This is a genomic window from Gloeotrichia echinulata CP02 (assembly GCA_038087035.1).
Classification (GTDB): domain Bacteria; phylum Cyanobacteriota; class Cyanobacteriia; order Cyanobacteriales; family Nostocaceae; genus Gloeotrichia; species Gloeotrichia echinulata.
This window is the reverse complement of record CP051187.1, coordinates 482,322-500,105: the sequence shown is the minus strand read 5'-3', so window position 1 is coordinate 500,105 and position 17,784 is coordinate 482,322. Positions and strand designations below refer to the sequence as shown.

Below are 17,784 nucleotides of genomic sequence, written 5' to 3'. Positions count from 1 at the left end.
ATCATGGCGCGTTTATATGCGGATGAAATGTTCCCACGGAAAGTGAGTGAACTGTTACGAACAATGGGACACAATGTTTTAACTGTACAGGAAGCTGGTAAGGCAAATTTAGGTATTCCCGATGACGAGGTATTAGCCTTTGCAATCAGCGATAATCGGACTGTCATAACACTAAATCGTCAAGATTTTATCAAACTTCATAAAAGTTCACCCGAACATTTAAGTATTATTGTTTGTACAAATGATACTGATAGGTCTCGAATGGCAACTCGAATTAATGAAGCAATTAATCCAGAAGAACCATTGACAGGTAAGTTAATTCGTGTTGTACGCCCTACAAGTAGGTAGCGAAAAACAATTCAATCTTCAAAAGGCAAGCTTGTGGTTAAAGTTCATCTACGCAAAATTAGGATATCAAATATAGTATTCTAAAATGACCATCGCTTTTTTAGCTACAGTTATCGAGAGGATAAGTCATGACTATTTGGGTAAACGAGCAAATTGATCCGTCTGGTATGATTCATGCTTGTATTGCTTGTTGTAATGAGTCTCAAGCTAACGACTGTCATCAATCCTTTGAGAAAAATTTGAGTGAGAACCAAAAGAGATCAGGTTGGATAGCCCGATTACGAATAGTCGATTCTTGGGATGAAGTTCCCGTTAATGCTTTAAAACTTGATTAAGTCGGTCGTCTATTGAAGCTTACTGGCTTTCGTCGTCATTTCTCCTTTCTCATTGGTAAGGGTTTGGGGAATATTTACGTTTCGTATTTTTCGGGTGCGTCTGAGTAAGGACAACTGATGTTGTTTTCAATATTTTCGCTCTGACGCACCCTACGCCTAGGCCTGATAATTTTTCGGGTGCGTCTGAGCAAGGACAACTGATGTTGTTTTCAATATTTTCGCTCTGACGCACCCTACGCCTAGACTTGATAATTTTTCGGGTGCGTCTGAGTAAGGACAACTGAGTTGTTTTCAATTGAGTCTGAGTAAGGACAACTGATGTCGTTTTCAATATTTTCAGTCTGACGCACCCTAAAATTATCAGAATAGGTTAATAAAACCTAAAAATTAGATTAAAATTTAACAAACATTCACAACTTTTACAAACAAACCAAACTTATTACCAAAGAAATGGGTTTAAAGCCTCGCCCTAGAAGGGCGACTTTGATATAATATTGCCATGATTACACTAAAGTTTAAGCTGTACGAACACAAAAGGAATAGACACCTGAAACGGATGATCAACGCCGCCGGGGTGATCTATAACCATTGTATTGCTCTACATAAACGGTACTATCGCATGTGGGGCAAACACTTAAACTGTGCAAAACTCCAGTCTCATATTGCCAAATTAAGAAACCGGCATCAATTTTGGCAATCAATAGGTTCTCAAGCAGTGCAAGATATCTGTCAACGCATAGAGAAAGCCTACCAATTATTTTTTAAACATAATAAGAAAGGAGTCAGACCACCGAATTTTAAAAAGGTTAAAAAATACAAATCATTCACTCTTAAACAAGCAGGTTATAAACTTTTAAGTGGGAATAGAATTAAAATTGCCAATCGAGTTTATCAATTTTGGAAATCTAGAGAGGTAGAGGGCAAAATCAAAACATTAACCATTAAACGCACTGCACTAGGTGAGTTATTTATGGTGATTGTAGTTGATAATGAGTTAGAACCAGAAATTAAATCAACGACTGGTAAAATAGCGGGGTTTGATTTCGGATTGAAGACATTTCTAACTTGCTCTGATGGAACTTTAATTGATTCTCCACAATTTCTCAAGCAATCTCTGAATGCTATTAAGAAAGCTAGTAAAAACCACTCCAAAAAGGTAAAACGGTCAAATAATCGTGAAAGAGCTAGAAAAAATTTAGTTCGTCAACATGAAAATGTTTGTAACCGCCGACGTGATTGGTTCTGGAAATTAGCTCATGAATTGACAGACAAGTTTGATGTTTTATGTTTTGAAACCCTAAACCTCAAAGGTATGCAACGTCTTTGGGGTAGAAAAATATCAGACGTGGCTTTTGGAGAATTTCTCCAAATATTGTCATGGGTAACTAAAAAGAAAAACAAACAACTTGTTTATATAGATCAATGGTATCCATCTAGTAAAACTTGTTCTCATTGTGGGCATATTTTAGAGAATCTAGATTTATCCATAAGACAGTGGCGTTGTCCATCTTGTCAATCAATTAATGGACGTGATGAAAACGCCGCGAGAAATATTCAAATGGTTGGGGCATCAACCATTGGGTTAGGTGATGTTAGACTGGCAAGAGCCAGCAATTGCTGTTTGACTCCAGAATCTCCGCCCTTTTAGGGCGGGGAGTATGTCAAAGAATCTTGATGATATTTCTGAACTATTCAGAGTTATCATCGATACCAAGGATTAAAATAAAAAACTTGCAAAAACAAAATAAATATAGTGAACTATTCCCCAGTTTACATTTCGGAGCAGAGCTGTCCCATTAATTTAGTTGGCAAAACGGGACAAGCCATTCAGATTTCAATTCATTCCCCCAGTCAGTATATCTGTGCCAACTGCGAACGGATATTACCCGATTGGAAACAGCAACCTTTTTTATGGGTAGTGATTGTTTTACAACAATCGCAATATCCACTAGTAGAATCTACTGCATTCATCGAGATTGAGAAAGAACGCTTACGAGAAAAGTTTATGAGGTTTGGCTGTGATTTAGCATTTAATTTGCGCGATCGCGGTTATGTAACAGACCTCATCGATCCCCGGACTGGCTATCCCTTACTCTCCCATCCCGGAACAGTTCCCCACGACGACACAGCAGTTGTCAAAGCTTTACTCAAGTACCCAGTAATTCACAACAAATGTTCTGTTCTAGTACATCCTGACTGGGGTACAGCCGTTTATCCTAGCATTTTGTTATCAGAAGCTCCCCCAATCTTGATCGAAGAAATCACCAAATGTATAGCACCTATGCATGGGTGGAAAGAGTTAGGAGTTAGGAGTTAGGAGTTAGGAGTTAGGAGTTAGGAGTAATGAGTAATGAGTAATGAGTAAGGAGTAATGAGTAATGAGTAAGGAGTCAAGAGTAAATTAATCCAGTCCCCAGTCCTCAATCCCCAGTCCCCAGTCCCCAGTCCCCAGTCCGCCTATCATCCTTTCTTTGGTCGCCGTAGTGGCTTGGAACTAATTGGCCCTAAAATCTGGTTGAGACTACGCAGCTGATCTGCTGTACCCATACAGATAAGTGTATCTCCCCGCATTAAAACGGTATCGCCAGTGGGTCCGCCAATGAGGGTACCATCGGCGCGGCGAATGGCGAGAACTAAAGCCCCAGATTGCGATCGCAGTTTGGCTTTTTGGAGAGATTGACCGACAAAGGGACAAAATGCTGGATCGAGCAAAAACTCTTCCATATACAACTGGCGGTCTGCACCGGTGAGAATACCATCGACAAAATCCAAAACCTGGGGTCTGAGGGCGGCCGCAGCCATTCTTTTACCACCAGTAATATAGGGAGAAATTACAGCATCTGCACCGCCGCGTTGTAGCTTTTGCAATGCTTCTTCTGTGCTGGCGCGAGCGATCGCCCGAATTCCCGGATTCAATGTTTTTGCGGATAAAACTGTATATAAATTTTCAGCATCAGAAGGCAAGGCTGCCACGATGCAAGTTGCCCGTTCAATACCTACAGCTAAAAGTGATTCATCTAGCGTTGCATCACCCTGGTATACTACATAACCCTCAATTTGGGATCGTTGCACAGATTCCACCTCAGAATCAATCACAACAAAAGGAACACCTTCTGCGCGAAATTCTTTGGCAATTTGACGACCGGTCCGACTAAATCCACAGATGATATAATGCCCTGATAAGGATTCCATGATGCGCCTTTGTTGCCGTAGTCGAATTCCTTCTTGGAAGTAACCTTGAATAACAGCTTCTGTAAATCTATTGACAATGTAACCGATGTTGATTACACCCATCAAAATCAAGGCGATCGTAAACAACCGTCCTCGGTTGCCCAGTGGGTGTATCTCTCCATATCCTACAGTAGCTAAAGTGATGACGGTCATGTAAGCTGCATCTTGCCATGGCCAGCCCTCCACTAACCAGTACCACAAAGTGCCAATCAAGAACACACCACCAAGGGCGATCGCTCCTACCATTAACTCTTTTTGGATACGTTGATATTTTTGCTCAAACATTGAGTAGAAAATATTGTTTCACCAGGGACAGGATATCTGAGGGTTGATCTCAAAAAAATGTTAGTTGTAAAAAATCATCAACCTTTTTGAAGAATTTCTAGGACACTAGATAAATAACTATATGATCAAGAATTATCAGGAGGAGCGGTAGTGAGCAGACAAACTCTAGTTGGAGAAGCCACGATCCCCCCAAAGTCAGATTCTGCGGCATCTAGCCCCTTTGATACAGTTAGCTTTGATGCAGCTGTAATGTCCACCTATGGCCGGTTTCCCCTAGCCCTAGAACGGGGTGCAGGAAGCCGGGTTTGGGATACACAGGGGCGGGAATATCTAGACTTTGTGGCTGGAATTGCCACTTGTACTTTAGGACATGCCCACCCAGCTATGGTAGCAGCGGTGATAGGCCAAATCCAGAAGCTGCATCACGTTTCTAATTTGTACTACATTCCCGAACAAGGGGAATTGGCTAAATGGATTATTCAACATTCCTGTGCCGATCGCGTATTTTTCTGCAACTCTGGGGCTGAAGCCAACGAAGCTGCTATTAAACTGGCGCGGAAATATGCCCATACAGTATTAGACATTGAACAACCCATTATTTTAACCGCTCATGCCAGTTTCCACGGACGAACTTTGGCAACGGTGACTGCCACAGGACAACCGAAGTATCAAAAATACTTTGATCCCTTGGTTCCGGGGTTCCACTACGTACCTTACAACGATATTGGCGCAGTGGAAACGGCGATTAGCGAGTTGGATGAAGGCGATTATCGGGTAGCGGCGATTCTGTTAGAACCTTTGCAGGGAGAAGGGGGCGTCCGTCCGGGAGATGTAGCCTATTTCCAAAGGTTGCGGCAGATTTGTGATGAAACTGGGGTGTTGCTGATTTTCGATGAAGTGCAAGTCGGGATGGGGCGCACTGGTAAATTATGGGGTTATGAACATCTTGGCGTCGAACCGGATATCTTCACCAGTGCGAAGGGACTAGGTGGTGGTATCCCCATCGGCGCAATGATGAGTAAAAAATTCTGTGACATTTTCCAACCAGGGGAACACGCCAGCACCTTTGGCGGAAATCCTTTTGTCTGTGGGGTAGCCCTTGCAGTTTGTCAAACCTTAGAAAAAGAAAATATCTTGCAAAATGTGCAAGAACGTGGTATACAGTTGCGAGATGGATTAAGTGCGATCGCCGCGAAATATCCCAATCATATTTCTGAAGTTCGGGGATGGGGCTTAATCAATGGTTTAGAGTTAAAAGCAGACATTCCGCTGACTGCGCTTGAGATCGTCAAAGCGGCGATAGACGAGGGTGTATTGCTGGTACCTGCTGGGCCAAAAGTCGTGCGGTTTGTACCACCATTGATTGTTACCGAGGCAGAAGTTAATCTAGCCTTGCAAGCAGTGGAAAAGGCGATCGCAACTTTAACTAAATAATTTAGCGTCAGTCCCCCACTAGTTTTGAGGTAATTAAACCACAGATCCTGGTAGGGAACATTGTCCATTGGTGTCAACTTACAGCAGTTTTCACGTAGTTGAACCACACTCTCAGGGCACAGCAGTGCTGTGCCCCTACGGCAAATGTGGTCTATTTACCTGAAAATAGCTGTAAAATCGAGAAAGTCGAATCTTCTAATAAAGCTATCCATGCGTCGAGATTCAATTTTCTATAAACTATTTCAACAATCGCCAACTTTACTATTTGAGCTATTGACAAATCCGCCAGTGAATGCAGGTGAATACCGATTTGATTCGGTAGCAGTTAAAAAACCAAAATTTGAAATCGATGGTGTATTTCTACCTCCAGAAACTCAAAATCCCGGAGTTGTCTATTTCTGTGAGGTACAGTTTCAAAAAGACGAAAGGCTCTATGAAAGGGTATTTGCGGAATCTTGGTTATATTTTTACCGGAATCGGGATAGATTTAGTGATCTGCAAATAGTAATAATTTACCCATCCCGTAGTCTTGAACAAGCTGATATTCGTCCCTATATCAGTCAACTTAATAGTCCACAGGTAAATCGCATATATTTGGATGAATTAGGTGATATTCGCTCTTTACCGTTGTGGGTAGCGTTAATGGTATTGACAACTATCGAGGACGAGCAAGCAACAGAAGAAGCGAGATATTTGCTTACCAGAAGTCAGCAGGAAGTTCCTCAGCCAGAAAATCGCGCCATAATAGAGTTATTGACGACAATAATGGTATACAAATTTGAAAATAAGAGCCAACGGGAGGTAGAGGAAATGTTGGGAATTACACTGAGAGAAACACAGGTATATCGAGAAATCAAGGAAGAAGGACGCGAGGAAGGACGCGAGGAAGGACGCGAGGAAGGACGCGAGGAAGGAGAAAAATCGCTTGTTCTACGTCTATTAGCTAGACGGGTGGGAGAATTACCCCAAGAGGTGCGTCAACTAGTTGAATCTCTCTCGCTGGAACAGTTGGAAAATCTGGGGGAAGCTTTGCTTGATTTTTCTGGTATGTCCGATTTGGATGCTTGGTTCACTCAATATTTGAGTTAATAACGATCGCCTAATCAAATCTCTCCTGATTCTGGCGATCGCTTGACTTTTAACCCAGTTGCTATCATATTAGGCGATCGCACTTTATTTAAGCTAATGAATCTTGGGCTTCTATTAATGGAATCCGTGTCATTGTTATGAGATGAGATGTTATCTCAACCCAGATTCCCAGAGTGTCTTCGCCAAATCTCTTCTACGCTTTGTACCTTCATCATTATTCGGCGGAGCATAATAGAAATGTCCCCAACCTATTTTTTGATCTTTCAACAACTTAAATATACTTACATGATCCAACTCGGTAAATGACATCCCTGCATAAATCTCGTCTCCATACTCGGTGAGATTTATGACAATTACTTGCCCAATATTTGGGTTAGATTTTAGTTTCTCTAAAAAATCTTTTGCAATGGGAGAGCCGATCAATACAAGTTTACGGTTCTTGCGTACTTAACGTGCTAATTTTTTAATTACAGTCGATAACTTTGCTTTAAAATCAAGGCTTACAGGCGCTTCTAGCCAAAAACTTAATCATCTGACCTAAAACGCAGGAAATAATGGCTGTCATCTGAGCCAATCAAGTGTTTCAAGCTTATTTTTCAAAAAATTTAGCACGCTAAGTACGCAAGACCCAACTTTCTAATTACATCGTCGCGTGTAGGGGCACGGCACTGCCGTGCCCTTACGAGTGTATTTGACTACACGGTCGCCCAGAATACAGAGTCAATCAGCCTAGCCGTCACCCGCCCTACAAATGAATGTGGGTAATTTAAGCTAGTCCCACCAGCTTGGCGCTTAAATCCCACAAGCGCTCGGCTTTCTCATCATCGCGGGCTTGGGGAGAAACCTTTTGCACAAAGGATTGACCATTTTTCTTCTGGCGATTTCCCCAACTCCAATATACACCAGATTGGCTATATTCAGGATCGGCGACCACCAAAGCGACTCGCTCCCCGGCTAATTCCTCAGAGACAAACCCCCCAGTGATGTACTTCTGAAACAATGGAAACAGTTTCTGAAACAAGGGATAGTGATTGCGGAATAGAGGCGTTGTCGCCACACAGCCTGGATAAAGAGAACTGAAGGTAATATTGCGTGAATCGTAATAGCGCCGATGTAGTTCCCTCATGGTCAATACATTGCAGACTTTGCTATCTTTGTAAGCTTTGACAGGTTCAAATTTTTTACCGTCAATCATTGATATTGGTTCTTTAAAGCCCTGTGCAAAGCCATTGAGATCACCCAAATCTGGACGCGGCGGAATCTTTCCACCCAACTCGTCTGGGTTGTGGGTCACGGTTCCTAAAATTACCAACCTGGGATTGGAAGATGATGACTTTTTCAGGTCTTCCAAGAGCAGGTTACATAAGAGGAAATGTCCGAGGTGATTGGTCGCCACGCTCAATTCAAATCCCTCTGGACTGCGTAACGGCTCCTTTATTAAAGGCATATAAATGGCTGCATTGCACACCAAAGCGTCTAGAGACATACCCTTAGTTCGGAAATCTTTAACAAAATATCGAACACTGTCTAAAGAGGCTAAATCGAGATGTATGATAGTGTAGCTGTCCTGGGGTATTCCCACAGATTGGGCAGCACGTTCGGTCTTCAATAAATCCCGACAGGCCATCACCACATGCCATTTCCCTGTTTGGATCAGAGCTTTCGCAGCATACAAACCCACCCCGGAGGAAGTGCCCGTGATTATTACCGTTGACTTCCGATGTTGTTCCATTCTGTTGAAACTTGATTCACTTTTGTTGACTGTTTTTATGTTCTCATACCACGTTCACCACCAGATCCAATTTTTCTCCGTTTGGGATAGAACAATCAGTGGCGGAAGGTTTGATTATGGGGAACATTAATTAATCTGCGAGAACGCAGACGTGTTCAAAGCCTCCTACTTGTTGTGGCATAGGGCATGGAAAAAGTCACCAATGCCCTATGCCCTATGCCCCATGCCCTATGCCCAATGCCCTATGTCGGCGGGCGGCTGTCCCTCTCCACCCACAAGGGGATGGATAAACTGCTGACTTCCAATAAATTTAGTGATAAGTAGGTAAATTAAAGTTAAGCAACAAAAGTTCAGGACAAAAAAATGGAAACTCGCTCCTCCAAGGATTTATCAACAGTTGCACTAGAATATAATGGCGTAGATCGCAACGGATTTATATTTGGCTGGACACCCCAAGCCGAAATTTGGAACAGCAGATTTGCAATGTTTGGTTTTATCGCCTATTTAGTATGGGATTTAGCTGGATATAGCGTCCTACGTGACGTATTGCACCTCATTCGCTACTAAATCCCCAATCCCCAATCCCCAATCCCCAATCCCGTTAAGAAAAACCTGCCTGATCTTAGAGGTAAAAAAATGGAAAATCGCTCATCTACAGATTTACCACCTGTTGCTAAAGCTTACAATGGTGTAGATCGAAATGCCTTTCTTTTCGGCTTAAATCCCCAATCAGAAGTCTGGAATGGTCGCTTGGCCATGATTGGCTTTGTAGCCTATTTACTGTGGGATTTATTTGGATTTAGCGTTCTGCGGGACATATTGCACGTCATCAAATATTAGGGAACTTTAAACCATTACAGGTAGGGGTGCAAGGCCTTGCGCCCCGGAGGACTCATTTGACAACTGACACGCAAAAGCGTAGTAAATTCAAAATCAAAATCTTGCTTTTGGGAGACGGAACCAAAAACGTGAACCGCCTTCAGGACGGGGTAAATAACCAATCGCGCCTCCCCAACGTTCAACTGTAATCCGACAAAAATAAAGACCAATTCCAGATACACCAGATTTAACTTTTCCTTGAGAATATTTTTCAAATAAAGTTTCTGTCATCTGTAATTCTACGCCTGTACCTTCATCATCTACCGTCACTAAAACATATTCTCCGTCTTGTTGTAAAGCAATCCTCACAGTAGAATCTGGTTGACTGTGGCGCAAAGCATTTTCCGCCAAATTAGAAATTATCCTATCCAAACGTAATTGATCACCGATAACTTTCCAGTCAGCTTCTAAGTCATTTTTGATCATCAGATACAACTGCACATTGTGGAGTAGGAAATTAGGCTTTAAAAGCTTGGTTACTTGTAGTGCAGAAATTAAAATATCTGGTGCGGTCTCAGGATTATTTGTGAAACCATCTAGGGACTGTACCTCAGCCGAAAATGCATCTAATATTTCCCTAAGCATCATTTCTTGCTTCAGACATTGCTGTTTACCAATTTGTAAATTTTCTTTTCCCTTTAGGGTCAAATCTTCAGAATCTAATAGCGATAAACAGCAATTCATGCTACTTACTAGACTAGCTATATCGTGGATAATACAGTGGATTAAAACTTCTTTTTTCTGGTTATGTTTCAATAAATATTGATAATTTAATTGATACTCTCTAGCTTTTTGGATAATTTCTTGTTTCTCGTGATAAGAGTCTTCTGTTAATTCAATTAATAGAAATTTCCTACTATTAACCCAAATAGCCACAGCTTCAAAATTGTATTCTTCTCCTGCTAAATCCTTGTCTATCCATAGACCTGATTTTAGCTTGATATCCTTTTTTTGTTGCCAAAATTCTTCAGCATCGATCATAAAGTTTGCTAAAAAAGTAAATTTTTCTAGCGGTATTAATACCTCCGTTCCTGATGTCAATGTTTGACGACAAAAGCGACTTACCCAACTTGGTATTGTTCCAGTAATTTTAAAAGAGCCAAGATTAATTCGCTCTAACACCAGAACATTCAAGGCTGCGAATAAGTCCGCTGTAATCGAGTCATTCATGATTTTCTATTAACTGTTGGTCATTAACAAATTCAAGTGGTAATTTTGATTTTTTAGAGTTTCCTGGTTACTTTTTGCAAGTTCTAGTTGATTTTTCCCGCAACAGACTGAACTCGTTAGCTTGTTGCTGAATCAGAGAGAGACGCTTTTCATCGGAACTAGCATCTAATAACAATACCCAATCTCCTTCCTGAGTAGGGAAGATATGAATATCTGCACAAATACCATAGTTAGTTTTGATGTGGGGTAGAAATAAGGGAAAATCATCTAAGGGAAGTAGACCTACGAGAAAAAAAACCTGCTCTTCTACATTTTTGCCTTTGCGGAGGTTAGTGACTCCGTATTCTGTCAGCTTACCACCCCAAGCGGACAAGCTGCCATCTTTTTGGGCTAAAAGATAGGCAAGAGAGCGGTTTTGTAGATTTAAATTAAGTAAATAAGTATTTACAGTCTTGGGGAAATTTAGCATTTATCCCTCCAATATTTTTTTTGCTAGAGTTTGAAAAACTTCATCTACACCTAGACCATTTTTAGCGCTGGTTTTGATGACAGTCAAACCCCGCTCCACAATGGACTCAATTTCTAGGTTATCGATTTCCCATTCATGCTTCATATCCCATTTATTCAACACCAAAATAAAGGGAATTTTTCCCATCATTTCTTCTACTCTTGATTGCAGATTCAAGGCGATTTCTAAAGTATGATTTCGCGTCCCATCTACTATTAATAAATAACCAGATGAACCGCGCAAATAGGATAATTGTAACTTCTGAAATTCGTCTTCACCGTAAATATCCCAAAGAATAAGATTTAAATTGGTATCCTGAATGGTTAGTGATTTTTTATCAATTTTTACTCCTACGGTAGTATGGTATTTTTCTGAAAAAATGCTATGAACGAATCGAGCGACTAAACTCGTTTTACCTGTGGCGAATGCACCTACCATACAGATTTTTTTCTGGAGCATAAATTCCTACTGCTTCAGTTAGGAGGATTGGTGATGAATATCTGGAAAGATACACGGCGGTTGGTTATTTTACCAGATGATGTTGATTCTGAGTGTAAAGGTAGATTTGACCCCACACCCACAGTGTTAAATTTGCTGGTGTTGATTCCTTGGGAACTTAGATAAAATAGGATTTTCTGGGCGCGATTTTGGCTAAGTGCCATATTTCTTTGTTCTGTTCCAGTTGTATTGGTGTGTCCTGTGATTTGCACACGCACATCCTTTCCGAGATATTTAGCAGCATTTATAAGCTTTGGAATTGCTTGCACTAAAGTTGGTAGTTTATCAATCTCACCGGGGATGAAATCTGTTGTTCCTTCGTTAAATAACAAGATTTGTTGTTCAATTTGCTGTTTATATAACTCCAGTTCTCTAAATTGGATATCCTTGAGGTTTTGGTCATCAAATTGAGTCACCCCAGGAATAAATTGCCATGATTTGCTGACTTCTGAAATCCATTGACGCGGTGCATAACCACTGACGTGGAGAACACCGTTATTGTCAACTTTTAGTGCTACTGTTTTGGGAGGTTGCAGCAATTTTTCCGCCCTGGTGGCGATAAATTGCGGCTCTAATGATAGGTAAGGTTTCCACTGACTGATGACCATTGTCGAATCGAGATTTGCTTGCTGAATCAGGGTTTTGGGATCTACTGCTAAAGGATCGCGCAATCCAGAAATGAAATATTTCCCATTGCGGTGCTTGATATTAATCACAACAATTCCTGGCTGAGAGTCGAGTTTTTGCATAGAGGACTGCCACCGTTGTTGCTCTGTGAGCGTAAAATAGCCCCAGATACCACTAGCGATCGCTATTATCCCTAAAAAAGTCCATGCATAAGTATAATTTTTTTTGGACAGAGATTTATATCTAGCAGCCAAACAAACTGCCAAATCAGGCTGACTGGCTGCAAATGGCGCAGAATCACCGACAAAAGCTTGAAGTTCGCGACTCAGCTTCAGGTGAATTTTGGCGATCGCCTGTTGAAAAACTATCCTTAATTCTTGGGGAGGTTTCCCCTGAATAATCCCTGCTAGTACCGCTTGTGGTCCTTCTTCGACCCAAATCGTCAATTCTCCAAACTGCAAACTTTGCAGTCCATCGCCTTTTGCGACAGTAAAGGAATCTTTAACAAAATCCTGGATAGCCGTCAACATGGCTGAGACCAAATCTGGATCTTGAGTGGGAACCTCCTCTGCTACCAGATGTTGTAACAATAATCCCGTGTGTTTGTGAATCAGGAATACCTGTTCTACCCTGTAAACCAGCGTCCGCAGTAGGACAATTTCCGCAAAGGATTTCCCTGTCTGTCGCGCTTCTAGTCTCCACTGCAAGCTTTGAGGCGATAAGCTATGTTCTAGGGCTTGATTGAGGGATTGAATCATCACCTCCAGAACAGCGAAAATCGCCTTACGGCTTGCAGGTGCGATAATCGGGAAAAATGCCTCTGAAAGGACATTTTGATCTTTTTTAACCGAAACTTGAATAGCTTCTTCAACGGTTGATACCATTGCTTCGGCTAATTGTTTATCTTGATGCGATCGCAAGATCACCGCTTCTGGAAGCAAGCGGCTAATATCTTCTGATTGAATTTGGGGGTTGTCTAATCGGTCATAAAGTTTATCCAGTTTACTTGGCTCCACACCGAGGAGTAAACTGCGGAGTGTACTTAATTCATCTTCCCCCAAGGTAGATTCGCCACCATTACTCGGAACTTCCGGGGAGGGTGGCGCTATTTCATTCGGAGAATAATTATTTACCTTCATGAATGGAAATCAAACAAGCTTTTCAAGGTGGATAAAAATTCTCGAAAATAAATTCCTCTATTTCCCTCTATCTCTGGGTCGTTAAATAAATGACTTTTTCACCGCAGAGAGCGCAGAGAAAAAAACAGATTTTACTCCTCACCTGGAAAGGGGATCAGAATTGAGGCGGATCGCTAGTTCTGTGAACAAAGCAGCTAGGTTAGAACGGTCAGTTTTATCCTTACGCAGTTCCTGGGCTTCGCGTTCGAGCAACTTCAAAATCTCTTCTGATTTCTTTTGGATATCATCTTGGAGGCTATTCGATTGGTTCAGAATCTGCTCGCGCAGTTCCCGTTGGCTATTGGTAGTTTGTTCATCTAATTGGGCAAGCTTTTTTTCTAAATATCCGGTGGCATTTTTCTGCTCTTCAGTAAGGAATTTAACCCCGGATTCACGTTCTGTTTGTTCATTTTTTACCCTTTCTGTTAAGGATTCCACTTCTTTCTTGATATATGTTTCTAGATAATCTAAACGTTTTCTTGTTTCATCCCGCATGTTAGAAAATTCTTTAAGTAGTCGTTCTTCTAACCGCGCAAACCTTTTATCAACATCCCTGATCTGATTACCGAATAGAATATCTCTAACTTTATCTAAGCTATTAATTTCACTAATAGTTGTACTATTACTAAATTGCGACTTGCTGATTTCTTGACTTGATGCCCCTTGCCCTGGTTCTATAGAATTATTATTCATGTATTCTTCAGATGGGTTCATACATTTAATCCTTGTACAATTTTTCAGAATAGAGTTGATGTTAATGCTATATAAAACCTAGACAAGCTAGACAGTGACTTGTTGCTTAATAGGGAAGTTCCAGATTACTCTTCTATAATAAGTCATTGTGCAGTCTTTAGTACATCGACCTATTACTCAGGCTGGGAAATACTAACTGTAAGTGGATCGCCGCAAATAAACCGTACTGGCTTTGGTTGTCAGGGACTGACACAAAATCAAGGTCTTTAACCCAGGTCGGTGGGTAGTTCTGCTAGTAAATAAGTAATAATCGCAACGTTAGTATCCCAATAACGTTGCGATTATTACGTATGCATTTATTTGCGTAGGCGCAGCCCGCCGCAGACATCGCCCTTGAGAAAAACTTTTTGGTTTACTGAAGGTGATTGGGGGGAGTGACCTTTGTCGCAAGGCTTTTTGGCAATGGGTTTTTACGAGAATTGAGCCTAAGCGTACGCGACTTAATAATCATATCGGTAAGCAGTTGGGGGAGATTTTATAGCAACCGCCAAAGTGCTTAGGACATTAACTGATGATAAAACCTAGACACAATCAGACTTGTAACCCAGTCCCCAGTCCCCAGTCCCCAGTTCCCTGCTATAGATCGCGAAAAAGCAGCCGGGTGTCCAGTTAAACTGGTGAGGATGAAAGTGGCAGACCACGCGGCGCGGTTGTTATTTCGGGAGTTGGTAAAATCCAGCAAATAATTTACCTTGTAAAGAGCAAAGGTGGGACTTGCACCCACATTAGAGGTATCCGATATTTAGCGTACTTTTCAGGCGTCGGAGCGCACGTCATGCCCTCTGGGCGCGAGCGACGTTTCTATTTCCGTCACTTTGCTCGTTTATTATAGTTGAAGGGCAGGCAGATGCCTAGAGTGAAAGCTGACATCAAAAATTAGATGAAGCAAAAAATAGAATCAGGACAATCGAAAAGCTTTGTGCGTTGGTAACTGAATCTGAGAAAATCGAACATAGGCATTTTAAATCTACTTTTAGAAACCAAAACGGATATGACTGATACTACAGAAATCACTTCAAACGCTCAAGCTAGCCTTGCTGAAGAAATGACAGCAGCGATCGCAGAATTGGAAGAATATCGGGAACGCCTGGTTAACGACACCCTATCAATGGCGCAAAAAGCTAAAGTCATGAAGGCACAAGCACTTGCTAGCCTGCAACCTCAACTTACCCAGATTGACGCAACTCTTGAGTCACTACGCCAGCAGCAGTCTGTTCTGACATCTGGTAACTAGATTATAAGAACACTCGTTGAAAACCCTTAGCCTTTAGGCAAGGGATGAAAACGGATTGAGGTGTTTACGCCTCAGAAATGTTTTCTATTTCTTGATGCATTTATGTGATTCATGTTAACATAACTATGTGGTTAATTGGTCGATGCCATGATCGTCTACGAGTTCAAGGTCAAGGGAAAAGACAAGCAATATCAAGCTATTGATGAGGCTATCCTCACATCTCAATTTATCCAAAACAAATGCTTGCGCTATTGGATGGATAACAAAGGCGTTGGCAGGTATGACCTCAATAAACACTGTGCTGTATTAGCATCTGAATTTCCTTTTGCCGATGAACTCAATTCAATGGCTAGACAATCTGCTGCGGAACGTTCTTGGAGCGCAATAGCTCGGTTTTACGATAACTGCAAGAAGAAGATTAAGGGCAAGAAAGGTTTTCCAAAATTCAAGAAAAACTGCCGTTCAGTTGAATACAAGTCATCTGGATGGAAGCTTTCTGAAACTAGGAAGGCTATCACTTTTTCAGACAAGAAAGGTATTGGAACCCTGAAATTAAAGGGAACCTATGACCTTAACTACTATGACATTAAACAGATTAAGCGAGTGCGCCTGGTGCGTCGTGCTGATGGGTATTACGCGCAGTTTGCAATAGACGTTGATGTCAAGGTAGAAAGTCAACCTACTAATCAGATTGTCGGTATTGATTTGGGATTGAAGTATTTCATAGCTGACAATAAAGGCAATGTAGAGTCTTCACCCCAGTTCTACCGTAAGTCGGAAAAACAGTTAAACCGAGCTAATCGCAAAAAGTCTAAGAAGTTTAGCAAAGACAGAAAAAAAGCCAAACAACGACAATCAAACAATTACCACAAAGCCAGAAATCGATATGCTCGGAAACATTTAAAAGTAAGTAGACAACGAAAAGAGTACTGCAAGAGATTGGCGTACTCCGTCATCCAATCTAATGATTTGGTAGCCTATGTTCGGCGAAGCCGTTGCCGAAGGCTAGATTTAAATGTGAAAGGGCTGGTACGTAATCGACATCTAGCTAAGTCGATATCTGATGCTGGTTGGTACACCTTTAGGCAATGGCTAGAGTATTTTGGGCATAAATATGGGAAAGTAACTATTGCAGTTCCTCCTCATAACACGAGCCAAAATTGCTCTAACTGTGGTCAGAAAGTGAAAAAATCTCTGTCTACCAGGACTCATGTTTGTCCTCATTGTGGATTTTCAGAAGACAGGGATATCAATGCAGCGAGCAACATTTTGAGATTAGGACTCAGTACGGCGGGGCACACCGGAACTTACGCTACAGGAGATTTGCCCTCTTGGGCGGTTGGTGCAAGCCTGCTGTCTAACGGCGAGTCTGTGAATGTAGAATCCCCGCCCTTATAGGGCGGGGAGTGTCAATTAACGATAGGGAATTTGTAATGAGTCAATCGCTCAACTTTGAAACTCCAGGGGTGGATGATCCTATACTGCGAGTGCAAGCTGAAAATGATGCTCTGGTTCAGAGGGTAAACGAGCAAATTACATTAGAAACCTTCGATTCTAAAGATGAAACAGTTCTTAAACAACTCGTGGAGGGTTTAGGAGATCCACGGGGATTGGTGCGCCTGCGGTTTGCTGAAACCTTGGGTGAAATTGGTGAACCAGCAACGCCATTTCTCATAGAAGCACTGGCAAATCATTCTAATGTAGTTGTGCGACGGGCTGCTGCCAAAACACTCACTATCATATCTGACCCCCGTGCTGTGCCAGACTTGCTTCATGCTTTTCTCAATGATGAAGATACGGTAGTCAGAAGTTCAGCCGCCGGGGCTTTGGCTAGAACTGGCGAAGCATCTGTACCAGCATTGTTGGAAATTTTAGCATCAGAGGAGCATCCACAGGATATTAAAGGTCATGCCGCCTGGGCGTTGGCGTTTATTGGCTCGGAAGCAGCAGACTATCTATATAAAGCGTTGAACGCCGCCTCTTTGGATGTGCGATGTGCTGTTATCGGGGCCCTTGGTCATGTAGCACAAGAGCAGTCAGATGAAAAGTCTTGCAACCTGCTAGTTTCTGCTCTGAGTGATCCAGAAGCACTCATCCGCACCGAAGCAGCCGCAGCCTTGGGACAAGTGAATTATGCTCCCTCTGTCCCCCATTTAATTATGGCAATTCACGATACCGATTTAGACGTGAGGAAGGCAGCAATCAATTCTCTGGGTAAAATTGGCGATCGCACTGCTCATGAACCATTACAGGCGCTACTCCATGATGAACAGGAGGTGGTGCGGGTTTTGGCGAAATTAGCGATCGCGCAAATTGAACGCCAATCACAAGGCGATGGTTGGTAATATTCTGGTCAGCGGCTACTAGCAACCTTTGCTTTACCTTTAACAGCAAGAAGGCTCTCACTGTACCTGTACCCAGGTCAGTGTTGAGATGAATTGCGGGTAAGTTGACGACAGTCCTCTGACCAATGCGACTGCAAA

Annotated in this window: 20 protein-coding genes; 11 read left to right on the top strand and 9 right to left on the bottom strand. The window is 42.0% G+C overall.

All coding sequences use genetic code 11. From position 1 onward, the window contains the following. Window positions 1-3 precede the first annotated feature (3 nt). The 4 genes from HEQ19_02210 (at window position 4) to HEQ19_02195 (ending at window position 3,000) form a co-directional block, all read left to right on the top strand. Complete coding sequence (locus HEQ19_02210) at window positions 4-348, top strand: DUF5615 family PIN-like protein (protein ID WYL98510.1); 345 nt, start codon at window positions 4-6, stop codon at window positions 346-348. 128 nt (window positions 349-476) lie between these two features. Further along, window positions 477-683, top strand: coding sequence for a glycogen debranching protein (locus tag HEQ19_02205; protein ID WYL98509.1), 207 nt, complete (start codon window positions 477-479; stop codon window positions 681-683). Window positions 684-1,182: 499 nt separating this feature from the next. Continuing rightward, window positions 1,183-2,331 carry a transposase gene (locus tag HEQ19_02200; GenBank protein ID WYL98508.1) on the top strand — a complete coding sequence of 383 codons (1,149 nt, stop codon included), beginning with the start codon at window positions 1,183-1,185 and terminating at the stop codon, window positions 2,329-2,331. 102 nt (window positions 2,332-2,433) lie between these two features. Next, window positions 2,434-3,000, top strand: coding sequence for a methylmalonic aciduria and homocystinuria type D protein (locus tag HEQ19_02195; protein ID WYM03214.1), 567 nt, complete (start codon window positions 2,434-2,436; stop codon window positions 2,998-3,000). A 143-nt stretch (window positions 3,001-3,143) separates the two neighbouring features. On the opposite strand, the gene HEQ19_02190 is transcribed toward HEQ19_02195, so the two are convergent. Further along, on the bottom strand, window positions 3,144-4,160 hold the full coding sequence (locus HEQ19_02190) for an NAD-binding protein (protein WYM03213.1): 1,017 nt from the start codon (window positions 4,158-4,160) through the stop codon (window positions 3,144-3,146). A 189-nt stretch (window positions 4,161-4,349) separates the two neighbouring features. Between HEQ19_02190 and HEQ19_02185 the strand changes: the two genes are divergently transcribed. Together HEQ19_02185 and HEQ19_02180 are read left to right on the top strand one after the other, a co-directional pair. Further along, entirely contained in the window at window positions 4,350-5,633 is a 1,284-nt protein-coding gene (locus HEQ19_02185; protein WYL98507.1) for an aspartate aminotransferase family protein, read from the top strand. A gap of 210 nt (window positions 5,634-5,843) precedes the next feature. Then, window positions 5,844-6,722 (top strand): Rpn family recombination-promoting nuclease/putative transposase, encoded by an 879-nt coding sequence (locus tag HEQ19_02180; GenBank protein WYL98506.1) that lies wholly within the window; start codon window positions 5,844-5,846, stop codon window positions 6,720-6,722. A gap of 150 nt (window positions 6,723-6,872) precedes the next feature. On the opposite strand, the gene HEQ19_02175 is transcribed toward HEQ19_02180, so the two are convergent. After that, window positions 6,873-7,145, bottom strand: coding sequence for a hypothetical protein (locus tag HEQ19_02175; GenBank protein ID WYL98505.1), 273 nt, complete (start codon window positions 7,143-7,145; stop codon window positions 6,873-6,875). Between the two features lie 343 nt (window positions 7,146-7,488). Next, entirely contained in the window at window positions 7,489-8,454 is a 966-nt protein-coding gene (locus tag HEQ19_02170) for a protochlorophyllide reductase (protein ID WYL98504.1), read from the bottom strand. A gap of 363 nt (window positions 8,455-8,817) precedes the next feature. Here HEQ19_02170 and HEQ19_02165 point away from each other — a divergent pair, with 363 nt between their 5' ends. Both HEQ19_02165 and HEQ19_02160 read left to right on the top strand, forming a co-directional pair. Continuing rightward, a complete protein-coding gene (locus HEQ19_02165; protein ID WYL98503.1) occupies window positions 8,818-9,021 on the top strand; it encodes a chlorophyll a/b-binding protein in 204 nt (67 codons plus the stop codon). Between the two features lie 69 nt (window positions 9,022-9,090). Next, window positions 9,091-9,294, top strand: coding sequence for a high light inducible protein (locus tag HEQ19_02160; protein WYL98502.1), 204 nt, complete (start codon window positions 9,091-9,093; stop codon window positions 9,292-9,294). 93 nt (window positions 9,295-9,387) lie between these two features. Here the strand turns inward: HEQ19_02160 and HEQ19_02155 are convergent, their stop codons facing one another. From HEQ19_02155 to HEQ19_02130, 6 genes are all read right to left on the bottom strand, one after another. Further along, complete coding sequence (locus tag HEQ19_02155; protein WYL98501.1) at window positions 9,388-10,503, bottom strand: HAMP domain-containing sensor histidine kinase; 1,116 nt, start codon at window positions 10,501-10,503, stop codon at window positions 9,388-9,390. 67 nt (window positions 10,504-10,570) lie between these two features. Further along, window positions 10,571-10,972: a hypothetical protein gene (locus tag HEQ19_02150; GenBank protein ID WYL98500.1), complete on the bottom strand. Its 402-nt coding sequence runs from the start codon at window positions 10,970-10,972 to the stop codon at window positions 10,571-10,573. After that, complete coding sequence (locus HEQ19_02145) at window positions 10,973-11,470, bottom strand: Rab family GTPase (protein ID WYL98499.1); 498 nt, start codon at window positions 11,468-11,470, stop codon at window positions 10,973-10,975. 14 nt (window positions 11,471-11,484) lie between these two features. After that, window positions 11,485-13,275, bottom strand: a complete 1,791-nt coding sequence (locus tag HEQ19_02140) for an OmpA family protein (GenBank protein WYL98498.1) — start codon at window positions 13,273-13,275, stop codon at window positions 11,485-11,487. A 138-nt stretch (window positions 13,276-13,413) separates the two neighbouring features. Further along, window positions 13,414-14,028, bottom strand: a complete 615-nt coding sequence (locus tag HEQ19_02135; protein ID WYL98497.1) for a hypothetical protein — start codon at window positions 14,026-14,028, stop codon at window positions 13,414-13,416. Between the two features lie 535 nt (window positions 14,029-14,563). Further along, complete coding sequence (locus tag HEQ19_02130) at window positions 14,564-14,791, bottom strand: hypothetical protein (protein WYL98496.1); 228 nt, start codon at window positions 14,789-14,791, stop codon at window positions 14,564-14,566. 267 nt (window positions 14,792-15,058) lie between these two features. On the opposite strand from HEQ19_02130, the gene HEQ19_02125 reads away from it, so the two are divergent. The 3 genes from HEQ19_02125 to HEQ19_02115 all read left to right on the top strand — a co-directional run bounded on the left by HEQ19_02125 (window position 15,059) and on the right by HEQ19_02115 (window position 17,646). Further along, a complete protein-coding gene (locus HEQ19_02125; GenBank protein WYL98495.1) occupies window positions 15,059-15,301 on the top strand; it encodes a hypothetical protein in 243 nt (80 codons plus the stop codon). Between the two features lie 147 nt (window positions 15,302-15,448). Continuing rightward, window positions 15,449-16,699, top strand: a complete 1,251-nt coding sequence (locus HEQ19_02120) for a transposase (protein ID WYM03212.1) — start codon at window positions 15,449-15,451, stop codon at window positions 16,697-16,699. 35 nt (window positions 16,700-16,734) lie between these two features. After that, window positions 16,735-17,646, top strand: a complete 912-nt coding sequence (locus HEQ19_02115) for a HEAT repeat domain-containing protein (GenBank protein WYL98494.1) — start codon at window positions 16,735-16,737, stop codon at window positions 17,644-17,646. Window positions 17,647-17,784 lie beyond the last annotated feature (138 nt).